The sequence below is a fragment of the Bacillus sp. UMB0893 genome (genome assembly GCF_002858905.1).
GTDB lineage: Bacteria > Bacillota > Bacilli > Bacillales > Bacillaceae > Bacillus_P.
Window position 1 is genome coordinate 578,137 of sequence record NZ_PKLB01000001.1, and the last position, 14,493, is coordinate 592,629.

General features: G+C 37.7%; 20 protein-coding genes and 1 other RNA gene. 13 read left to right on the forward strand and 8 right to left on the reverse strand.

The genetic code is table 11. The features are described from left to right. Complete coding sequence (gene queF, locus CYJ36_RS02945; protein WP_101564623.1) at positions 1-498, forward strand: preQ(1) synthase; 498 nt, start codon at positions 1-3, stop codon at positions 496-498. Between the two features lie 173 nt (positions 499-671). Continuing rightward, entirely contained in the window at positions 672-872 is a 201-nt protein-coding gene (locus CYJ36_RS02950; RefSeq protein WP_070876230.1) for a cold-shock protein, read from the forward strand. Between the two features lie 411 nt (positions 873-1,283). Here CYJ36_RS02950 and CYJ36_RS24255 read toward each other — a convergent pair whose 3' ends face one another. Then, complete coding sequence (locus CYJ36_RS24255; protein WP_257962377.1) at positions 1,284-1,418, reverse strand: hypothetical protein; 135 nt, start codon at positions 1,416-1,418, stop codon at positions 1,284-1,286. Positions 1,419-1,492: 74 nt separating this feature from the next. After that, the gene (locus CYJ36_RS02955; RefSeq protein WP_101564625.1) at positions 1,493-1,717 is read right to left on the reverse strand and encodes a hypothetical protein; all 225 of its coding nucleotides are present in this window, start codon (positions 1,715-1,717) and stop codon (positions 1,493-1,495) included. A 105-nt stretch (positions 1,718-1,822) separates the two neighbouring features. Here CYJ36_RS02955 and CYJ36_RS02960 point away from each other — a divergent pair, with 105 nt between their 5' ends. Both CYJ36_RS02960 and ssrS read left to right on the forward strand, forming a co-directional pair. Continuing rightward, the gene (locus tag CYJ36_RS02960) at positions 1,823-2,137 is read left to right on the forward strand and encodes an MGMT family protein (protein ID WP_101564627.1); all 315 of its coding nucleotides are present in this window, start codon (positions 1,823-1,825) and stop codon (positions 2,135-2,137) included. 111 nt (positions 2,138-2,248) lie between these two features. Then, positions 2,249-2,436: non-coding RNA, 6S RNA (gene ssrS / locus CYJ36_RS02965), on the forward strand. Between the two features lie 90 nt (positions 2,437-2,526). Here ssrS and CYJ36_RS02970 read toward each other — a convergent pair. Further along, the gene (locus CYJ36_RS02970) at positions 2,527-3,201 is read right to left on the reverse strand and encodes an SOS response-associated peptidase (RefSeq protein ID WP_101564630.1); all 675 of its coding nucleotides are present in this window, start codon (positions 3,199-3,201) and stop codon (positions 2,527-2,529) included. A gap of 151 nt (positions 3,202-3,352) precedes the next feature. On the opposite strand from CYJ36_RS02970, the gene CYJ36_RS02975 reads away from it, so the two are divergent. The 3 genes from CYJ36_RS02975 to CYJ36_RS23990 all read left to right on the forward strand — a co-directional run bounded on the left by CYJ36_RS02975 (position 3,353) and on the right by CYJ36_RS23990 (position 5,337). After that, positions 3,353-4,147: an AAA family ATPase gene (locus CYJ36_RS02975; protein ID WP_180850032.1), complete on the forward strand. Its 795-nt coding sequence runs from the start codon at positions 3,353-3,355 to the stop codon at positions 4,145-4,147. Between the two features lie 133 nt (positions 4,148-4,280). Then, positions 4,281-5,078, forward strand: a complete 798-nt coding sequence (locus CYJ36_RS02980) for a peptidoglycan-binding protein (RefSeq protein ID WP_101564634.1) — start codon at positions 4,281-4,283, stop codon at positions 5,076-5,078. 100 nt (positions 5,079-5,178) lie between these two features. Continuing rightward, a complete protein-coding gene (locus CYJ36_RS23990; RefSeq protein WP_219621058.1) occupies positions 5,179-5,337 on the forward strand; it encodes a hypothetical protein in 159 nt (52 codons plus the stop codon). Between the two features lie 143 nt (positions 5,338-5,480). Here CYJ36_RS23990 and CYJ36_RS24260 read toward each other — a convergent pair whose 3' ends face one another. The 3 genes from CYJ36_RS24260 to CYJ36_RS02990 form a co-directional block, all read right to left on the reverse strand. Next, positions 5,481-5,609, reverse strand: a complete 129-nt coding sequence (locus CYJ36_RS24260) for a hypothetical protein (RefSeq protein WP_257962378.1) — start codon at positions 5,607-5,609, stop codon at positions 5,481-5,483. A gap of 1 nt (position 5,610) precedes the next feature. Next, positions 5,611-6,117 carry a GNAT family N-acetyltransferase gene (locus tag CYJ36_RS02985; protein WP_180850034.1) on the reverse strand — a complete coding sequence of 169 codons (507 nt, stop codon included), beginning with the start codon at positions 6,115-6,117 and terminating at the stop codon, positions 5,611-5,613. Positions 6,118-6,226: 109 nt separating this feature from the next. Beyond that, positions 6,227-6,415, reverse strand: a complete 189-nt coding sequence (locus tag CYJ36_RS02990; protein WP_101564638.1) for a YkvS family protein — start codon at positions 6,413-6,415, stop codon at positions 6,227-6,229. A gap of 279 nt (positions 6,416-6,694) precedes the next feature. Between CYJ36_RS02990 and CYJ36_RS02995 the strand changes: the two genes are divergently transcribed. The 3 genes from CYJ36_RS02995 (at position 6,695) to CYJ36_RS03005 (ending at position 8,545) form a co-directional block, all read left to right on the forward strand. Next, on the forward strand, positions 6,695-7,561 hold the full coding sequence (locus tag CYJ36_RS02995; RefSeq protein ID WP_101564640.1) for a patatin-like phospholipase family protein: 867 nt from the start codon (positions 6,695-6,697) through the stop codon (positions 7,559-7,561). A gap of 73 nt (positions 7,562-7,634) precedes the next feature. Then, on the forward strand, positions 7,635-8,282 hold the full coding sequence (locus CYJ36_RS03000) for an SDR family oxidoreductase (RefSeq protein WP_101564642.1): 648 nt from the start codon (positions 7,635-7,637) through the stop codon (positions 8,280-8,282). 68 nt (positions 8,283-8,350) lie between these two features. Beyond that, positions 8,351-8,545 (forward strand): hypothetical protein, encoded by a 195-nt coding sequence (locus CYJ36_RS03005; RefSeq protein WP_101564644.1) that lies wholly within the window; start codon positions 8,351-8,353, stop codon positions 8,543-8,545. Positions 8,546-9,409: 864 nt separating this feature from the next. Here CYJ36_RS03005 and CYJ36_RS23510 read toward each other — a convergent pair. After that, positions 9,410-9,565 carry a hypothetical protein gene (locus CYJ36_RS23510; protein WP_180850036.1) on the reverse strand — a complete coding sequence of 52 codons (156 nt, stop codon included), beginning with the start codon at positions 9,563-9,565 and terminating at the stop codon, positions 9,410-9,412. A 131-nt stretch (positions 9,566-9,696) separates the two neighbouring features. Between CYJ36_RS23510 and CYJ36_RS03010 the strand changes: the two genes are divergently transcribed. Next, positions 9,697-11,097 carry an ATP-binding protein gene (locus tag CYJ36_RS03010; RefSeq protein ID WP_308315257.1) on the forward strand — a complete coding sequence of 467 codons (1,401 nt, stop codon included), beginning with the start codon at positions 9,697-9,699 and terminating at the stop codon, positions 11,095-11,097. Positions 11,098-11,435: 338 nt separating this feature from the next. Here CYJ36_RS03010 and CYJ36_RS03015 read toward each other — a convergent pair whose 3' ends face one another. Continuing rightward, a complete protein-coding gene (locus tag CYJ36_RS03015) occupies positions 11,436-11,930 on the reverse strand; it encodes a sigma-70 family RNA polymerase sigma factor (protein ID WP_101564650.1) in 495 nt (164 codons plus the stop codon). Positions 11,931-12,243: 313 nt separating this feature from the next. On the opposite strand from CYJ36_RS03015, the gene CYJ36_RS03020 reads away from it, so the two are divergent. Further along, positions 12,244-12,834: a cell wall hydrolase gene (locus CYJ36_RS03020; protein ID WP_101564652.1), complete on the forward strand. Its 591-nt coding sequence runs from the start codon at positions 12,244-12,246 to the stop codon at positions 12,832-12,834. A 178-nt stretch (positions 12,835-13,012) separates the two neighbouring features. After that, positions 13,013-14,488: a spore germination protein gene (locus CYJ36_RS03025; protein ID WP_180850090.1), complete on the forward strand. Its 1,476-nt coding sequence runs from the start codon at positions 13,013-13,015 to the stop codon at positions 14,486-14,488. Positions 14,489-14,493: the final 5 nt, after the last annotated feature.

The window sequence follows — 14,493 nt, forward strand, 5'->3', positions numbered from 1 at the left end:
ATGGCTGGAAGACAAGATTCAGAACTAAAAGATGTAACATTGCTTGGAAATCAAGGAACAAATTATTTATTTGAATATAGTCCTGATATTTTAGAATCATTTGACAATAAGCACGAAAATCGTGATTATTTTGTAAAATTTAATTGCCCTGAATTCACAAGTCTTTGTCCGAAAACAGGACAGCCTGATTTCGCAACAATTTATATCAGCTATATACCTGATAAAAAAATGGTAGAAAGCAAATCGCTGAAGCTTTATTTATTCAGCTTCCGCAACCACGGTGATTTTCATGAAGACTGCATGAACATCATTATGAACGATCTGATTGAATTAATGGATCCAAGATATATTGAAGTTTGGGGCAAATTTACGCCGCGCGGGGGCATCTCTATTGATCCATATACAAACTACGGCCGTCCTGGCACAAAGTATGAGCAAATGGCAGAGCATCGTATGATGAATCATGATATGTATCCGGAGAAAATTGATAATCGATAAAAAACTTTTCAGCAAAATTTGCATTTCATTAGATTATCTGTTATGTTTATTAAGAATTATTTTTGTTCGGTACGCAAGGAAAGAACAAGTTCAAAAACTTTTCACCTTTTGTTATCAATGAGAGCAAGGATAGTAACACAATGTATGCTAAAGCATACGAGGAGGCAACAACAATGGAACAAGGTACAGTAAAATGGTTTAACGCAGAAAAAGGTTTCGGATTCATCGAGCGCGAAGGCGGAGAAGACGTATTCGTTCATTTCTCAGCTATTCAAGGCGAAGGTTTCAAATCTTTAGACGAAGGCCAAGCAGTTACTTTTGACGTAGAGCAAGGTCAACGCGGACCTCAAGCAACTAACGTTCAAAAAGCATAATTTTAACTGACATATACAAAAAACAGCCTCTATATAGAGGCTGTTTTTTTCTGTCCTTTTATAAAAAGATAACTAAAAAATAGGCTCTCTTCGTAAAGTTTGCTGCTTTTAGAAAAAATGGTTAAAACCTTTAGTAGATTGTAGCGGAAGGCACTTGACTCCTGCGGGAAATAGAGGGGAATGGGAGACCCCGCAGGCATAGCCGAGGAGGCTCCCATCCCTCAAAGCGGAAAGCAAGTGCCTGCAGCGGAAATCCACGGGAACATTTAATAACCAAAAACAACATTCAATGCGAAAACAGCCAAAAAATAAAAACCCTGCTCATTGAATGAGCAGGGGGGAGGAATCATCTTACAAGCTTTGTTAAATGGTTGCTTTCATTTTAGCACAGTATAGATGGAATGCCTAATTTTATTTATCTGTCTGCTGTCTATGATTTGATACTGGCCCTTTGCTTGTTTTAGGTTTTAGATTCTTCAGCCTGCTTTTTATATAATCCTTAAGCATGTCACGTTTGCGTTTTTGGCGTTTATCTCGATTTTTCATGAAGTCACCATCCTAATTCATAAGAATTTGACCTAGTTCTATTATAACGCGAATACAGCCGGAACAACATGTCTTTACATAAATTCAAACTGATTTTCCTTATCTGATCGATTCGCTCTTCTGATATAAGAATAAAAGAGTTCCATCACTTCTGTCTTAAACGCTAGGGATAACTCCTTTGAAAAAAGAAGATCTGGATTTATTTCATAATGAGGTGCTATTATTTTCACTTCAGCCTGTTCGTTTTGAATGTAATGATGAGTTAAAAGATTTGAAGGTATTTTTATGGTTTTTGCCATGTTCATCACCCTTTCAAAAAATAAATACATTTGTCATAAGTTTACCATAAAAGGCTGTTAGTCATGATAAAATGGAAGCTGAATCGATTTGCAGGAGGATACAGAATGGAGAGTTTTACTGATAGAGCTGTAAATATAATAAAATCCATTCCGCCTGGTAAAGTGATGACCTACGGCCAGATTGCGAAGTTTTCAGGTCAGCCAAGAGGATCGAGGCAGGTTGTACGCATACTTCATTCAATGAGCAGCAAACACCAACTTCCATGGCATCGAGTGATCAATGCAAAAGGTGAAATCGGGTTAAAGAATGAAGAAATGTACCGGGTTCAAAAAGAGTTATTGGAAGAGGAAGGCATCGAATTTATTGATCGAATAAATCTTGGAGTTTTTCTTCATCATCCGGAGATAGACATTTACTAAAATATATTTCCCGCTGTGAGATTGCCGAGAGATAAAAAAGGCAATTGCTCATTTTCAAAAATGCCAAACATTGTATTTGACCATCACTGACAATTAAGGTATTATTACTATTACAAGCTGCATTGTTCGTAATGATAATTAAGTTTTAACCTTTAAGCTGTAATAGGGAGTTTTATATCGCAGATGAAATGTCATGCCTCCATTTGCAGAGGACGACAGGAAAGCTGCTGCAAACACCCACTTTGAGAAGTGGTGGTTTAAAACTTTCTTACGTGAGTTACGGCAATTGTGGCTTCTTTCTTTAAACATTAGAAACCAGTTCCTCCTCAGGGACTGGTTTTTTTCATGCTGCAGGAAATATGATTGTTGATCTTGCCCTTTCTTGCATTTCAGCAAATCTCTCTGATTAAATGCACACCATTATTTTTAGGTGAATTGACTTCTGAGGAAACTTGAAATGCTTCCATTTGCTTTTCGTCAAATGGTTTTAGAAACTGATGAAGATAATCGGTATCAGAAATGGCAGGATTTAACCACGCTGCTTCATCTTCACGCTTCAAAATGACAGGCATTCTGTCATGAATGGTACTCATCAGCTTGTTTGGTTCTGTCGTAATAACCGTACAGGAATAAATGGTCTTTCCATGCGGAGATTTCCATGATTCCCATAGTCCAGCCATACCGAATGGTTCATTAGTTTTCATTTTGATTCTCATCGGGGTTTTAACCTCGTCATTCCGCTGCCACTCATAGAAAGAATCTGCAAGAATTAAACACCTTTTTTTCTTAAAAGCATTTCGAAAACTCGGTTTTTCAGCTAATGTTTCAGCTCGTGCATTGATTGTTTTATAGCCGATCTTTTCATCTTTTGCCCAAGCAGGAATGAGACCCCACCGTAAAAATCCCATTCTATTTTGCTTTCCATCATTAATAACAGATAGAACTTCATGAGAAGGAGCAATATTGTAACTGTATATATATTCATCTTCTTCGATTGCAGAGCCAATTTGAAATCGCTCAACCAGTTCAGCGAACTCCGAAAACAACGTGTATCTTCCGCACACAGTCATTCTCCTTTCCGGTTACTTTTCTTTTTATGTAAGATCATACCGTTTTCATTCCCTTTAGACAACTGGAAAAGGGGTATCGTATAATAAAAGAAAAGCTTTATTGGCGTTTCATGGACCAATGCGCCAATGAAAAGGAGTGCTGACAGTGGTGCATTTAAAAAGGCTTACATATACTCCTGACAGAAATATAAACGAATATCCTTATGGACTGCCTTTGTTCAAAGAGCCGCTTTCTCTATCATTTAATGCTCCGGTGACAATTCTTGCTGGTGAGAATGGATCAGGAAAGTCAACATTGCTTGAAGCCATTGCACAAAACACAGGCATGATTCGAATTGCATCAGCAGAGGAAGAAGATATGAATGAAGAAATACGAAATTTTTCAAATCAATTTAAACTTGTTTGGAGTGCAAAAACAAATAAAGGATTCTACCTTAAAGCAGATGATTTTTTAACTTATGCGAGAAACGTGAAACGAATGAAAACTGAAGCAGCCAGAAGAATTGAAGAAGTTGAAGAGGAGTACAGAGGCAAATCTATTTTGGCACAGCAGCTTGCAGCCTCGCCGCATTACCGAACGTTAGTCGAAATAGAAGAACTATATGGGAGAGGTCTTGATAATCGTTCACATGGAGAGAGATTTTTGGCCCTTTTTCAATCCAGATTTCGGCCCAATGGCTTTTATTTGCTGGATGAGCCAGAAGGTCCGCTGTCTCCGATGAAACAGCTTAGCTTGATCAGTATGCTGCTTGAGATGATAAAAAAAGGATCTCAGTTTATCATAGCGACACATTCACCGATTTTGATGGCTTTTCCAGATGCAGCTATCTATTCACTTGATGAATTGCCTTTAAAAAGCGCTCAATATGACGATTTAGAGCATGTCAGAATTACTAAAGATTTTCTAAATTCACCGGATCGGTTCTTAAAACATCTATAAGACCTTTGTCGAAATACGCACTAATAATTAACAGTTTTATAGTTCTTCGGATTTGTTTTTTCCTCAATACACCAACAATCCCAACTTTTTCTCGTATAGTGTGATGTGTTACTAATACCTGAGGAGGGACAATATGAGGAAAAAGCTTATGGGGATGCTTGGCGCGTCTGTGCTGAGTGTGAGCGTGATCTTTCCGTTAAGCGGGGAAGCGGCATTAGGAGACAGGACGCTTTCTGAGGGAATGAGCCATGCAGATGTAAAAGAATTACAGGAATATCTATTATCTAAAAGTATGTATCCTTACTTTGAAGAGACAGGCAATTATGGACCTATCACGAAAGCGGCTGTGAAAGAATTCCAGGAAAAGAGCCGCATTCAAATAGATGGCATTGCAGGGCCAGAGACGAATCAAAAAATTAAAGTGTTGCGCTATGGCGATATGGGAAAACCAGTCATCAGCCTGCAGCGTCTGCTGCAGGAGTGGGGAGTATATACTGGTAAAGTTGATGGAATGTACGGAAATGGCACAAAAAGTGCTGTTGCCAACTTTCAGCAGCAAAATGGACTCAAACGAGATGGTATCGCTGGACCGCAAACCTTTAGTAAGCTCAATCAAAAGGCAAGTGACGTTTCGGGCTCGGTTAAAGAGTTAACGGTAGCAAGCACAGCTTATACGGCGTCATGCGAAGGATGCTCAGGTGTGACAAAGATGGGTGTGGATCTAAATAAATACCCTGAAGCAAAAGTAATTGCTGTCGATCCCAACATTATTCCAATCGGGTCAACGGTCGAGGTTGAAGGATATGGAAAAGCAATCGCTGCCGATATCGGCGGTGCGATTACAGGCAACGAAATAGATGTTTTCCTCGCAGGTCAAGACAGTGCGATGAATTGGGGCAGAAAATCAGTTAAGGTGAAAGTTTATCAGTAATCATGTACTATTTTAAAAATCCGCTGAATACAGCGGGTTTTTTGCTTTTGTAGCCAAAAAAAATGCTCAATAGCAGAATAAAGTGTTTCAAAGGATATCAATGAAGCCAAAAAAATGCTCAATAGCAGAAATAAGTGTTTCAAAGGATATCAATGAAGCCAAAAAAATGCTCAAAAGCAGAAAAAAGTGCTTCAAAGGAGCCAATGAAGCCAAAAAAATGCTCAAAAGCATAAATAAGAGCGTCAATAGTGATCAATGAAGCGTAAAAAACACGCGATTGAGGGGTTAAATGTCTATTGTTATGCGTTCAACAACTAGAGGTAAGAGGACAAAATAAAATGAGCATTCATTTTCCCTCGTTCGATTTTATTTGTGCGCGCTCAGGGGACGATTTGTGCGCGCTCAGGGGACGATTTTTGCACGAACAGAGGTAATTTCTATGCACTTCGCTATGATTTCTGCAATCAGTCCTGCCTTTTCTAAAGCGTAACTACCCTCTGCCCCAAGCTCTAGATCCATAAATCCTTGCATCTCACCTGTTAAGATCCAAAGCCATATATGCCTCATCCACATACCCGTCATCTAGCTTCAGCGCATTTTTATACTTGCCATAAGTATCAAAACCCAGTGATTCATACAGTGTAATGGCTTTGGCATTATCAATTGAAACGGCAAGGTCAACTCTTTCAATGGCTGTATTTTCATTTATTTTTGAAATAAGGGCAGTAAGCAGTTTTTTTCCTAGGCCGCGGCCGCGCATGGAGGGGGAAATATACATGCCAAGAATTTGACCGCGGTGTTTCATTTTTTCGAGCGGCTCTTGCTTAAATCCAGCAATACCAACAAGCAGCGTATCGTTAAAAGCACCCATAAAAAATGATGAAGCTGAAGGAGAGATCTCTTCTATTATTTCTTCAATTGATTTTTGCTTTTCAATCTCAAAGCTTGAAGCAAAATGAGCAGGCAGCTCGTGAAGCGCGTGAAGGCGCAATGCTCGGTAATTCTCAGAGTCATGATGTGTCAGCAGTCTGAAATTCATTTGTGGCACCTCTTTTCTTTGTTCCATTTTAGTATGGTTTAACTGGATAAAAGCATGTAAAAAACGCATCAGCCTAAGGAGATATCTCTTTAGACTGATGCGTTTTGTATTAATGAAGCGGTTCTTTTACAATTTTATAATTTTTATGATTGACGACCGTCCGTCTCTCAAGATCTAAATCTCGGAAATTTTCCATATACGTCAAGTCTACAATCACTGAATTTTCATTAACTTTTTCCACGATGCCACGTAAACCGTCTCTGAATTCAATCACATTGCCAACTTTAGCGATTTTCATTTCCTCTCTCCTTCTCTATATGTAGATCCCCCATTAGGACTATTTAACATTATTTTTATCGTTTAGTAAAGGCTTTCACTTAAAATTGTGTAAGAATTTTGAAAAAAGATTAAACAGAATAGGTGAAGTGTGGGAAATGTACATGTTATAGTGATATAAAATTGGTATTTTTCCTTAGATTGTTGTTTTTCTTAATAAAGCTTATTTACGAATATATTTAAGATAGTATGCTCTATTCTAATAAAATAGTTTGAAAATTGAAGAGAGGGGCGAATACGCATGGTTTCATCAGGACTTGTCCTCGAAGGCGGAGGAATGCGCGGATTATACACCGCAGGAGTATTAGAATTTTTCATGGAAAAGGACATTTATTTTCCATATGTTATTGGGGTTTCTGCTGGAGCCTGTATGGGAGCTTCGTATGTCTCAAGGCAAAAAGGCAGAAATCGCACGGTAAACATTAATTATGTTAATCATCCGAATTATTTATCATTTAGTAATTTTATCAGACATAAACAATTATTCGGAATGGATTTTATCTTTGATGAAATTCCGAATAAGCTCGTACCCTTTAACTTTGATGCATTTATGAAAAGCGATCAGAAGTTTTTGATAGGTACGACTGACTGTGAAACAGGAAAGCCCGTTTATTATAATAAAGATGAGGATGGCAGCGATATTTTGACGATTTTAAGAGCTTCCAGTTCACTTCCTTTTCTGGCTCCTATGATTGAATTCAATGGTAGGAAGCTGCTCGACGGAGGAATTGTTGATTCCATTCCAATAAAAAAATCACAGGCAGACGGAAATGCCCGAAATGTGGTTGTATTAACCCGCAATGCAGGCTATAGAAAGAAAAAGGGCGGCATGGAATGGATGGTAAGACGTTCGTTTAGAGCGTTTCCGCTGCTTGCAGATGCAATGTTTGAACGCTATGAACAATATAATGAAACATTGGATTATATAGAAGAACAAGAAAAATTGGGGAACGTTTTTGTGATTCGTCCTACAAAGAAACTTGAAGTTGACCGGATCGAGAAAAACCCTGTGAAGCTTGAAAATCTTTATGAACAGGGAATCCAGGATGCCAAAGACAGCTTTAACGCTTTAAGCGACTGGCTTCAGCCGCACAACGTACTGAATTGAATGGTACAAGGACGTTTGAAGCAATATTCATGAGGGAACAGTACAAACATACTATTAAAAAGGTGTTGTTACTATGAATGTATTAATTGCTGGAGCTAATGGCAAAACAGGAAGATTGCTTATCGAACAAATAGCCAGAGGCGGCGAACATCGGGCTATAGCAATGGTTCGGGATCCTAAACAGGAGGAAGAATTGGAGAAGCTCGGTGCTCAAACTGTTGTTGGAGATTTAGAAGATGATGTTTCGCATGCGGTTCATTTGGCAGATGCCATTATTTTTGCAGCTGGATCAGGTTCAAAGACAGGTCCTGAAAAAACAATTTCGGTTGATCAGGAAGGTGCAAAGACACTGATTGATGCTGCTAAAAAACATCGCATTCATCACTTTGTCATGCTTAGCTCTATGGGTGCTGATCATCCATCAGAGGGGTCAGCTGAAATGGAACATTATTTCAAAGCGAAAGCAATTGCAGATGAATATCTGCGCGGATCAGAGCTATCCTACACAATTGTAAGACCTGGTGCATTGACTGACAATGCCGGAACAGGAAAGATTGAAGCTGCGCGGAAAATTGAAAACAAAGAGAACCGCAGCATATCCAGAGAAGATGTTGCAGCTGTGCTCATAGCGGCTCTTACTCAAGAAGAAACGAAAGGCAAAACGTTTGAAATTCTTTCTGGAGATACGGACATCGAAGAAGCTATGAAATTTATTTACTAATTCATGGACAAGCGGACTTCTCCTTAGTAAACTTGCTTATATGAAAAGATTTGGAGGAAGTCTGTTACATGGATAAGCAATTGGCAAATGAGATGCTTGATTCTTTAAAGAATGGCGAAATCAATGAATATCACGTTTCTAAAGAAGCGTTTCTGAACTTCAGAGAAGTTCTTGTAGAACGAGAGGACTTTAAGCATTTTCGAGGGATCGCCGAGCAGGGCGGCAGTATTGTTTACCGCTATTTGCAAGTTCCGAGAAGCTGAAAAAAATGGCTGTCACAGGTGACAGCCGTTTTTTTTGTACTATCAGAATTTATACGCTTGCCCCTTACTTGCCATAATTAAGTTGGAAAGCGAGTGAATCAATTTGATTTATTGATATTTCGCACTTAAAAGGATTAGGAATTTTGTTCCAGTTTTTTTGTGCAACGCGCAGTCGCTTTTGACTTCTCTTCAAAAAATGAGTGGCGAAGTAATTAAACAAACTTATACAGTTATTCTTATTAGTTTTACTAAAGAAGACGTTAATGCTACGCTGATAAAAGATGGCAAACATACCGATGGCTTGTTTAAAATAGAGCCAAAATTGAATATTTCCATTATAATAAGAAAACTATAAAATTTTTTATGACTTAAGTTTAATAATATGAATAATCACGAGGCTGATAGGTATGCATAAAAATATTAGACAATTGGGTCGAGAAGATAAATCAAGATGAATTTTACTTAGCTCATTCATTTGATTTAATCATTGAAAATAAAAATAGTGCAGAAGCATTTGAATATATTCCTTCTATGATAGATGCAATACTTGAAACAAATGATGATTTTATAGCTTCTCAATTAATATTTTATCTGAATTGTTTGTACTGCGGAAATCCATCATGAATTCCGTTCAAAAAAGAAAAACTAGAAGAGCATATAAATAATCTAGGGTGTGATGATTCCGAACGAGAGTATAAAGAATTCAAAAGAGATATGAAATAAAATAGTTTGTTCAATCTTTTTTATTATAAGCAGAATTAATTTCATGATTATCGGTATTTTTACAAAAGGATCAACTTTTCCAATTGATTGTCTCTTGTCTTGAAAGCATAATAAAAACACCGTGAGAAACGGCGTTTTTGTTTAACTTGGATCGTTCTCATCGAGAGATAAAGTGGTTACTTCCGTGTAATCGCCTTTATCAATCTCTTCTTTAGTCGCATCTCTTTTCAATTCATCTTCTGTATTGATTCCTTCAGCAAATGTTGGATCAGCTTCTGAACGATTTTCTTTTTTCATAGGTACACCTCCTTCGATGTTAAATTGCCCGTGCATTATTTATTCAATACATCTTTTAAGCTACTAAATCAAGTATCACATTGAGTAATACAAATAAGTGGAAATAGGCACTTAAAGAAAATAGTTTAATTGTGAGAAAAATCAAAATAATTTCATTTTTTGTGCTATGTTATATATGGACTAATTACATAAGGGGCAATGAGATGAATTACACGGGACAGATTGTTTTAGTGATAATTTCAATTTTATTTACCAGCTACCAAAAGGTTGTGGGACAAGAACCTTTTTTTACGATAGACTTTTTTATTTTTACCCTTATTGCTTGGCTGGTTGGCTGGCAATATGATACGGCTAAATACTATGGAAAAAAAGCACGTGCGAATGAGACAAGCTATAAACAAATGATTGATTCATTGCCTGAATCGGTTTTTATTCACCGGTATAATAAGATTGTTTATTTAAATAAAGCAGCTGTCAGCATGCTTGGAGCTGCAAGTAAAGATGAAATAATCGGGAGGAATTTTTTTGATTATATTGAACAGGAGTATAAAGCCCCTTTGTTAGAACGAATTAATCAGGTGAATAAAGAGAAGCGGCCATTAAACAATATTGAACATAAATTTAAACGTTCCGATGGATCGACATTTTTCTTTGAATTATCTTTATTGAATATTGTATTTGGTGAAAAAGAGGCTGTGCTTTCAATAGGTAAAGATATTACTGAAAGGAAAGAAAAAACGGAAGAGATGCTTCAAAAATCTGAGAAACTTGCTCTCTTGGGACAAATGGCAGCTGGTATTGCTCATGAAATTCGTAATCCGCTCACTTCTATAAAAGGATTTATTCAGCTGTTAAAATCCAACCATCCAAAAGAAGAATACTACACTATTATGTTATCTGAGCTAGATCGAATTAATGCAATTGTGAGTGAATTCCTAGTTCTTGCAAAACCGAATGCTGTCGTATTTGCAGAGCAAGATGTAAAAGTATTAATAAAAGATGTGGTCACCTTAATTAATACCCAGTCAATTCTAAAAAATGTTCAAATCTTCTCGGAATTTGAAAGGGACTTGCCAAATGTATTCTGTGCTGAAGGTCAATTAAAACAAGTGTTTTTAAATATTTTTAAGAACGCTATTGAAGCCATGCCAATGGGCGGCAATATTGATATTAAGGTTGAGCTAAAGGGAGATTATGAGATTTCTATCCAGATTATCGATCAGGGAATAGGAATTTCAAAAGAGCGGATATCTACACTTGGGGAACCATTTTATACAACAAAGGAAAAGGGAACTGGGCTCGGGCTAATGACCTGCTACAGGATTATAGAGAGTCATAATGGGACCTTATCATTTCAAAGTAAAGAAAATGAAGGAACAACTGTTGAGATCATTTTGCCTGCTGTTAGTAATAAGGAAAGCAATAAGAAAACAATTCGGGGAAATAGTTCTAGCTCAGGTGATAAATTATATCATGCACATAGCAACACCAAGGCCGAAGCTATAACTCCCGGCAGGTATTCAAAAAGATAGGATTGGCTTTGCTAAGGTGAAGGTGTCAGCAGTAAAAATCCATGCTGACTATATTAGAAATAGTGCTGGATAGCCGATAAAGGCTATCCAGTTTTTTATGCAAGAATGACAGAGAAGCCTTGAGAGAGGTTTCCCTGCTTTATCTTAAGTTTTGGCTCTTTTCGTAAAGTTTGCTGCTTTAAAAAAAAATGGTTAATACCTTTAGTGGATTTCAGCGGAAGGCACTTGACTCCTGCGGGAAAGAGAGGCTCTCATCCCTCCCCGCGGAAAGCAAGTGCCTGCAGCGGAAATCCACGGGTACAATTATAACCAAAAACAACAATCAACGAGAAAACAGCTTAAGTTTTTAATTCGTAATATGCTCTCAGCTTCTTAATCGTTTCTCGTCTCCACGATTTTACACTTGCCACCGTAACCTGCTCACTGGCTGCAATTTCAAGCGGTGTTTTATGGTCGAAGCAATAGCTAATCAGCCATTTTTGCTGCATCGGTGTAAGAACGTCACAATATGAATAAATCATTTGCTCAAAAATAACCTCATTCATTGGATCTTCTGTTATGGCCATTTCTTCATATTCAAGTAGCTCTTCATCGTTTTGATATTTTATTTGTTTGTTCAAAGCGGTGAGCAGCCTTCCTCTTAAGCATGAGTAAAGATAAGTGCTGAATGTCCCTTTTGAATTGTCGTACGTTTTTGAAGCATCCCATAGAGCGATTAAACCAATTTGATAGTACTCATCCTGATTTTGACGGATGTTTAATTTGTTGATGTGATAATAAATCATGTTGCTGTATCTCTTTGCGAGTTCTTCAAAGTTTTTTTCAGTATCCATTGTCTATTCCAATCAGGGGCGCTCCATTTAGTATTCCGCGGTACTTTTATCATAATGAAGGAAAGAATCCTGGTAAAAAGACAAAGGAGGGTATTTGTATGCTGAATGAGTAGTGAAATGTGCTGTTTCTATAAAGAAAATACTCATTTTCTACATGTTATCAACATGCGAATAACGGAAAACACTTATTTTTTGTAATATTCAATTGGGAAAGCTTCCAATTTTTAAGCAATGATTTAGAAAGGTAAAGCTGTTAGGCTATTACTTGTACTTCTTTACAAACGAAACCGATTATACTTCAGGAGGTTTACGAATGAAAAAAGCACTATTCACATTTGCAATTATATCTGCATTAACAGTCTCACTCTTTGGATTTGGTAAAGCAGAAGCGGCATCCAATCACGAGGTGAAATCAGGCGATACACTATGGCTGATCGGTAAAAAACATGGTGTTTCCATTAAAAATATTCAAGCCCTAAATCATAAAAGCGGTCATTTACTATATGTAGGGGAAAAATTACAGATTCCTCAATCCATTTCTGATGAAGATAAAGATTTATTAGCAAGAATCGTTCATGCTGAAGCTAAAGGTGAACCATATGCAGGCAAAGTTGCCGTTGCAACCGTTATTTTGAATCGTGTAAAAGATGAGCGATTCCCAGATACAATCAAAGATGTTATTTATCAAAAAGTTTCTGGAATTTATGCGTTCTCTCCCGTGCAAAACGGAACAATCAACGAACCGGCTGATGAAGAAGCAAAAGAAGCTGTTCAAGAGGCATTGGCTTACGAAGGAATGGGCAATGATTCCGTTTATTTTTATAATCCTAAAACAGCAGAGAGTGACTGGATTTTCACAAGAGAAGTAACAATGAACATCGGCAATCACACATTTGCAAAATAAGAAAAAGCTCCTTTCCATTCGGGAAGGAGCTTTTAACATTGGATCGTTAACTGTATAAGGCAAAAACACGAGCTCGTGCTTAGCTATCTCTTTTTTTAATGGTCTGAATAATTTACATGCCATGAAGGAAATATAAGGGAAAGTATGAGCATTAAGCGTGGTGAAAATAGTGAACGGCATGTATAAGGAGAATGGTAAACCAAAGCGTTCAATGGCTGAAGTGATTACTGGCTATAGAGTATCGTCCGATTTTGTCCAATATGAACACAATGCGAAAGAAGTGAAATTTTGGATATCCTACATACGGACAGTTATCGATCCGCAGATTTTACATGATAGCATTTTAGCTCCATTGCTGAGAGAAAAGTGGAATACTAATCAGCAATTGAAAGAGATTATACCGATTGAAGATATTATTGTCACAATTGACACGGATATTGTTTCTGAAAAATTGCTGGACGGTTATGTCATTATTTCCTTCTCTGAATATGGCAGTCCGTGTGCTTTAATCCGGGCGACTCTGAATAGAGGCAGGGATATCTCGCTGCCGGAAGTTGAATTCAGTGTTGTCGGCCCTAAAGAAGCTTTTGTAGAAGCTATAGAATTTAACATCAATCTTATTCGAAAAAGAATACAAGTTCCTACGCTGAGAGTGAAAGAATTGAAAATTGGAGATTTGTCCAAAACAAAAATTGCAGTTCTCTATATCGAGGACATAGCAAATGAAGAAAATGTTAATACGTTTATTCAGAGACTAAAGGATATTCATTTTGATCAAATTGGCGACAGCGGATACATCGCCCAATTTATTTCAGATAATCATGATTCACCGTTTCCGCAGGTCCTGGATTCTGAACGTCCCGACCGCGTGGCAGCTGTCCTTTCTGAAGGAAAGGTCGCTGTTGTGGTGGATGGATCTCCACAGGTCCTGATAGGTCCAACTACTCTAGTCGAATTTTTCACTTCATATGAAGATTACTATTTAAATTGGGTCTTGTCATCCTTTTTTAGGCTTATCAGGGTATTTGCCGTCGCCTTTTCTATTTTAGTGACTCCTGTGTACGTGGCAACGTTAACATTTCATTACGAGTTAATACCAAGAGATTTATTGAACACGCTTGTAACTTCAAGGCGGGAAATTCCGCTGCCGCCTATTTTAGAGGCGCTGTTTCTGGAGCTGACGATAGAATTGCTGCGGGAAGCTGGAGCAAGATTGCCGACCAAAGTCGGTCAGACAATTGGTATCGTTGGGGGGATTGTAATTGGGACAGCATCGGTAGAAGCTGGACTTACAAGTAATGTTCTCCTTATTATTGTTGCCCTTTCGGCCCTTGCTTCTTTTACAACACCTGTATACAAAATGGGTAATACGATCAGGCTTCTTCGCTTTCCATTTTTAATCTTCGCTCAAATGTATGGGCTGCTTGGCATTGTTTTATGTTTTTGTTTTTTAGCAACCCACCTTTTAAGGCTTACATCTATGGGCAGGCCGTTCTTGGAGCCGATCTATCCGCCTAGGAGCACAGATTTGAAAGACTCTCTTATCCGTATTCCCTTTTCAACTTTGAGTAAAAGACCAATGGCTTTAAGAACAAAAAAACCCGAAAAGTTTTCAGCAGAAAGAGCTAAACAGAAACATGACATTGACGAATAGCAGTC

Excerpts from the sequence above, each read along its gene's own strand:
- CYJ36_RS23990 (WP_219621058.1), top strand. The coding sequence starts at position 5,179 with ATGAAGCCAAAAAAATGCTCAATAGCAGAAATAAGTGTTTCAAAGGAT.
- CYJ36_RS02985 (WP_180850034.1), bottom strand. The coding sequence starts at position 6,117 with ATGAATTTCAGACTGCTGACACATCATGACTCTGAGAATTACCGAGCA.
- CYJ36_RS24255 (WP_257962377.1), bottom strand. The coding sequence starts at position 1,418 with ATGAAAAATCGAGATAAACGCCAAAAACGCAAACGTGACATGCTTAAG.
- CYJ36_RS03000 (WP_101564642.1), top strand. The coding sequence starts at position 7,635 with ATGAATGTATTAATTGCTGGAGCTAATGGCAAAACAGGAAGATTGCTT.
- CYJ36_RS02950 (WP_070876230.1), top strand. The coding sequence starts at position 672 with ATGGAACAAGGTACAGTAAAATGGTTTAACGCAGAAAAAGGTTTCGGA.
- CYJ36_RS03005 (WP_101564644.1), top strand. The coding sequence starts at position 8,351 with ATGGATAAGCAATTGGCAAATGAGATGCTTGATTCTTTAAAGAATGGC.
- CYJ36_RS03020 (WP_101564652.1), top strand. The coding sequence starts at position 12,244 with ATGAAAAAAGCACTATTCACATTTGCAATTATATCTGCATTAACAGTC.
- CYJ36_RS02990 (WP_101564638.1), bottom strand. The coding sequence starts at position 6,415 with ATGAAAATCGCTAAAGTTGGCAATGTGATTGAATTCAGAGACGGTTTA.
- CYJ36_RS03025 (WP_180850090.1), top strand. The coding sequence starts at position 13,013 with ATGTATAAGGAGAATGGTAAACCAAAGCGTTCAATGGCTGAAGTGATT.
- CYJ36_RS24260 (WP_257962378.1), bottom strand. The coding sequence starts at position 5,609 with ATGCAAGGATTTATGGATCTAGAGCTTGGGGCAGAGGGTAGTTACGCT.
- CYJ36_RS23510 (WP_180850036.1), bottom strand. The coding sequence starts at position 9,565 with ATGAAAAAAGAAAATCGTTCAGAAGCTGATCCAACATTTGCTGAAGGA.
- CYJ36_RS02960 (WP_101564627.1), top strand. The coding sequence starts at position 1,823 with ATGGAGAGTTTTACTGATAGAGCTGTAAATATAATAAAATCCATTCCG.
- CYJ36_RS02995 (WP_101564640.1), top strand. The coding sequence starts at position 6,695 with ATGGTTTCATCAGGACTTGTCCTCGAAGGCGGAGGAATGCGCGGATTA.
- CYJ36_RS03015 (WP_101564650.1), bottom strand. The coding sequence starts at position 11,930 with ATGGATACTGAAAAAAACTTTGAAGAACTCGCAAAGAGATACAGCAAC.
- CYJ36_RS02955 (WP_101564625.1), bottom strand. The coding sequence starts at position 1,717 with ATGGCAAAAACCATAAAAATACCTTCAAATCTTTTAACTCATCATTAC.
- queF (WP_101564623.1), top strand. The coding sequence starts at position 1 with ATGGCTGGAAGACAAGATTCAGAACTAAAAGATGTAACATTGCTTGGA.
- CYJ36_RS02980 (WP_101564634.1), top strand. The coding sequence starts at position 4,281 with ATGAGGAAAAAGCTTATGGGGATGCTTGGCGCGTCTGTGCTGAGTGTG.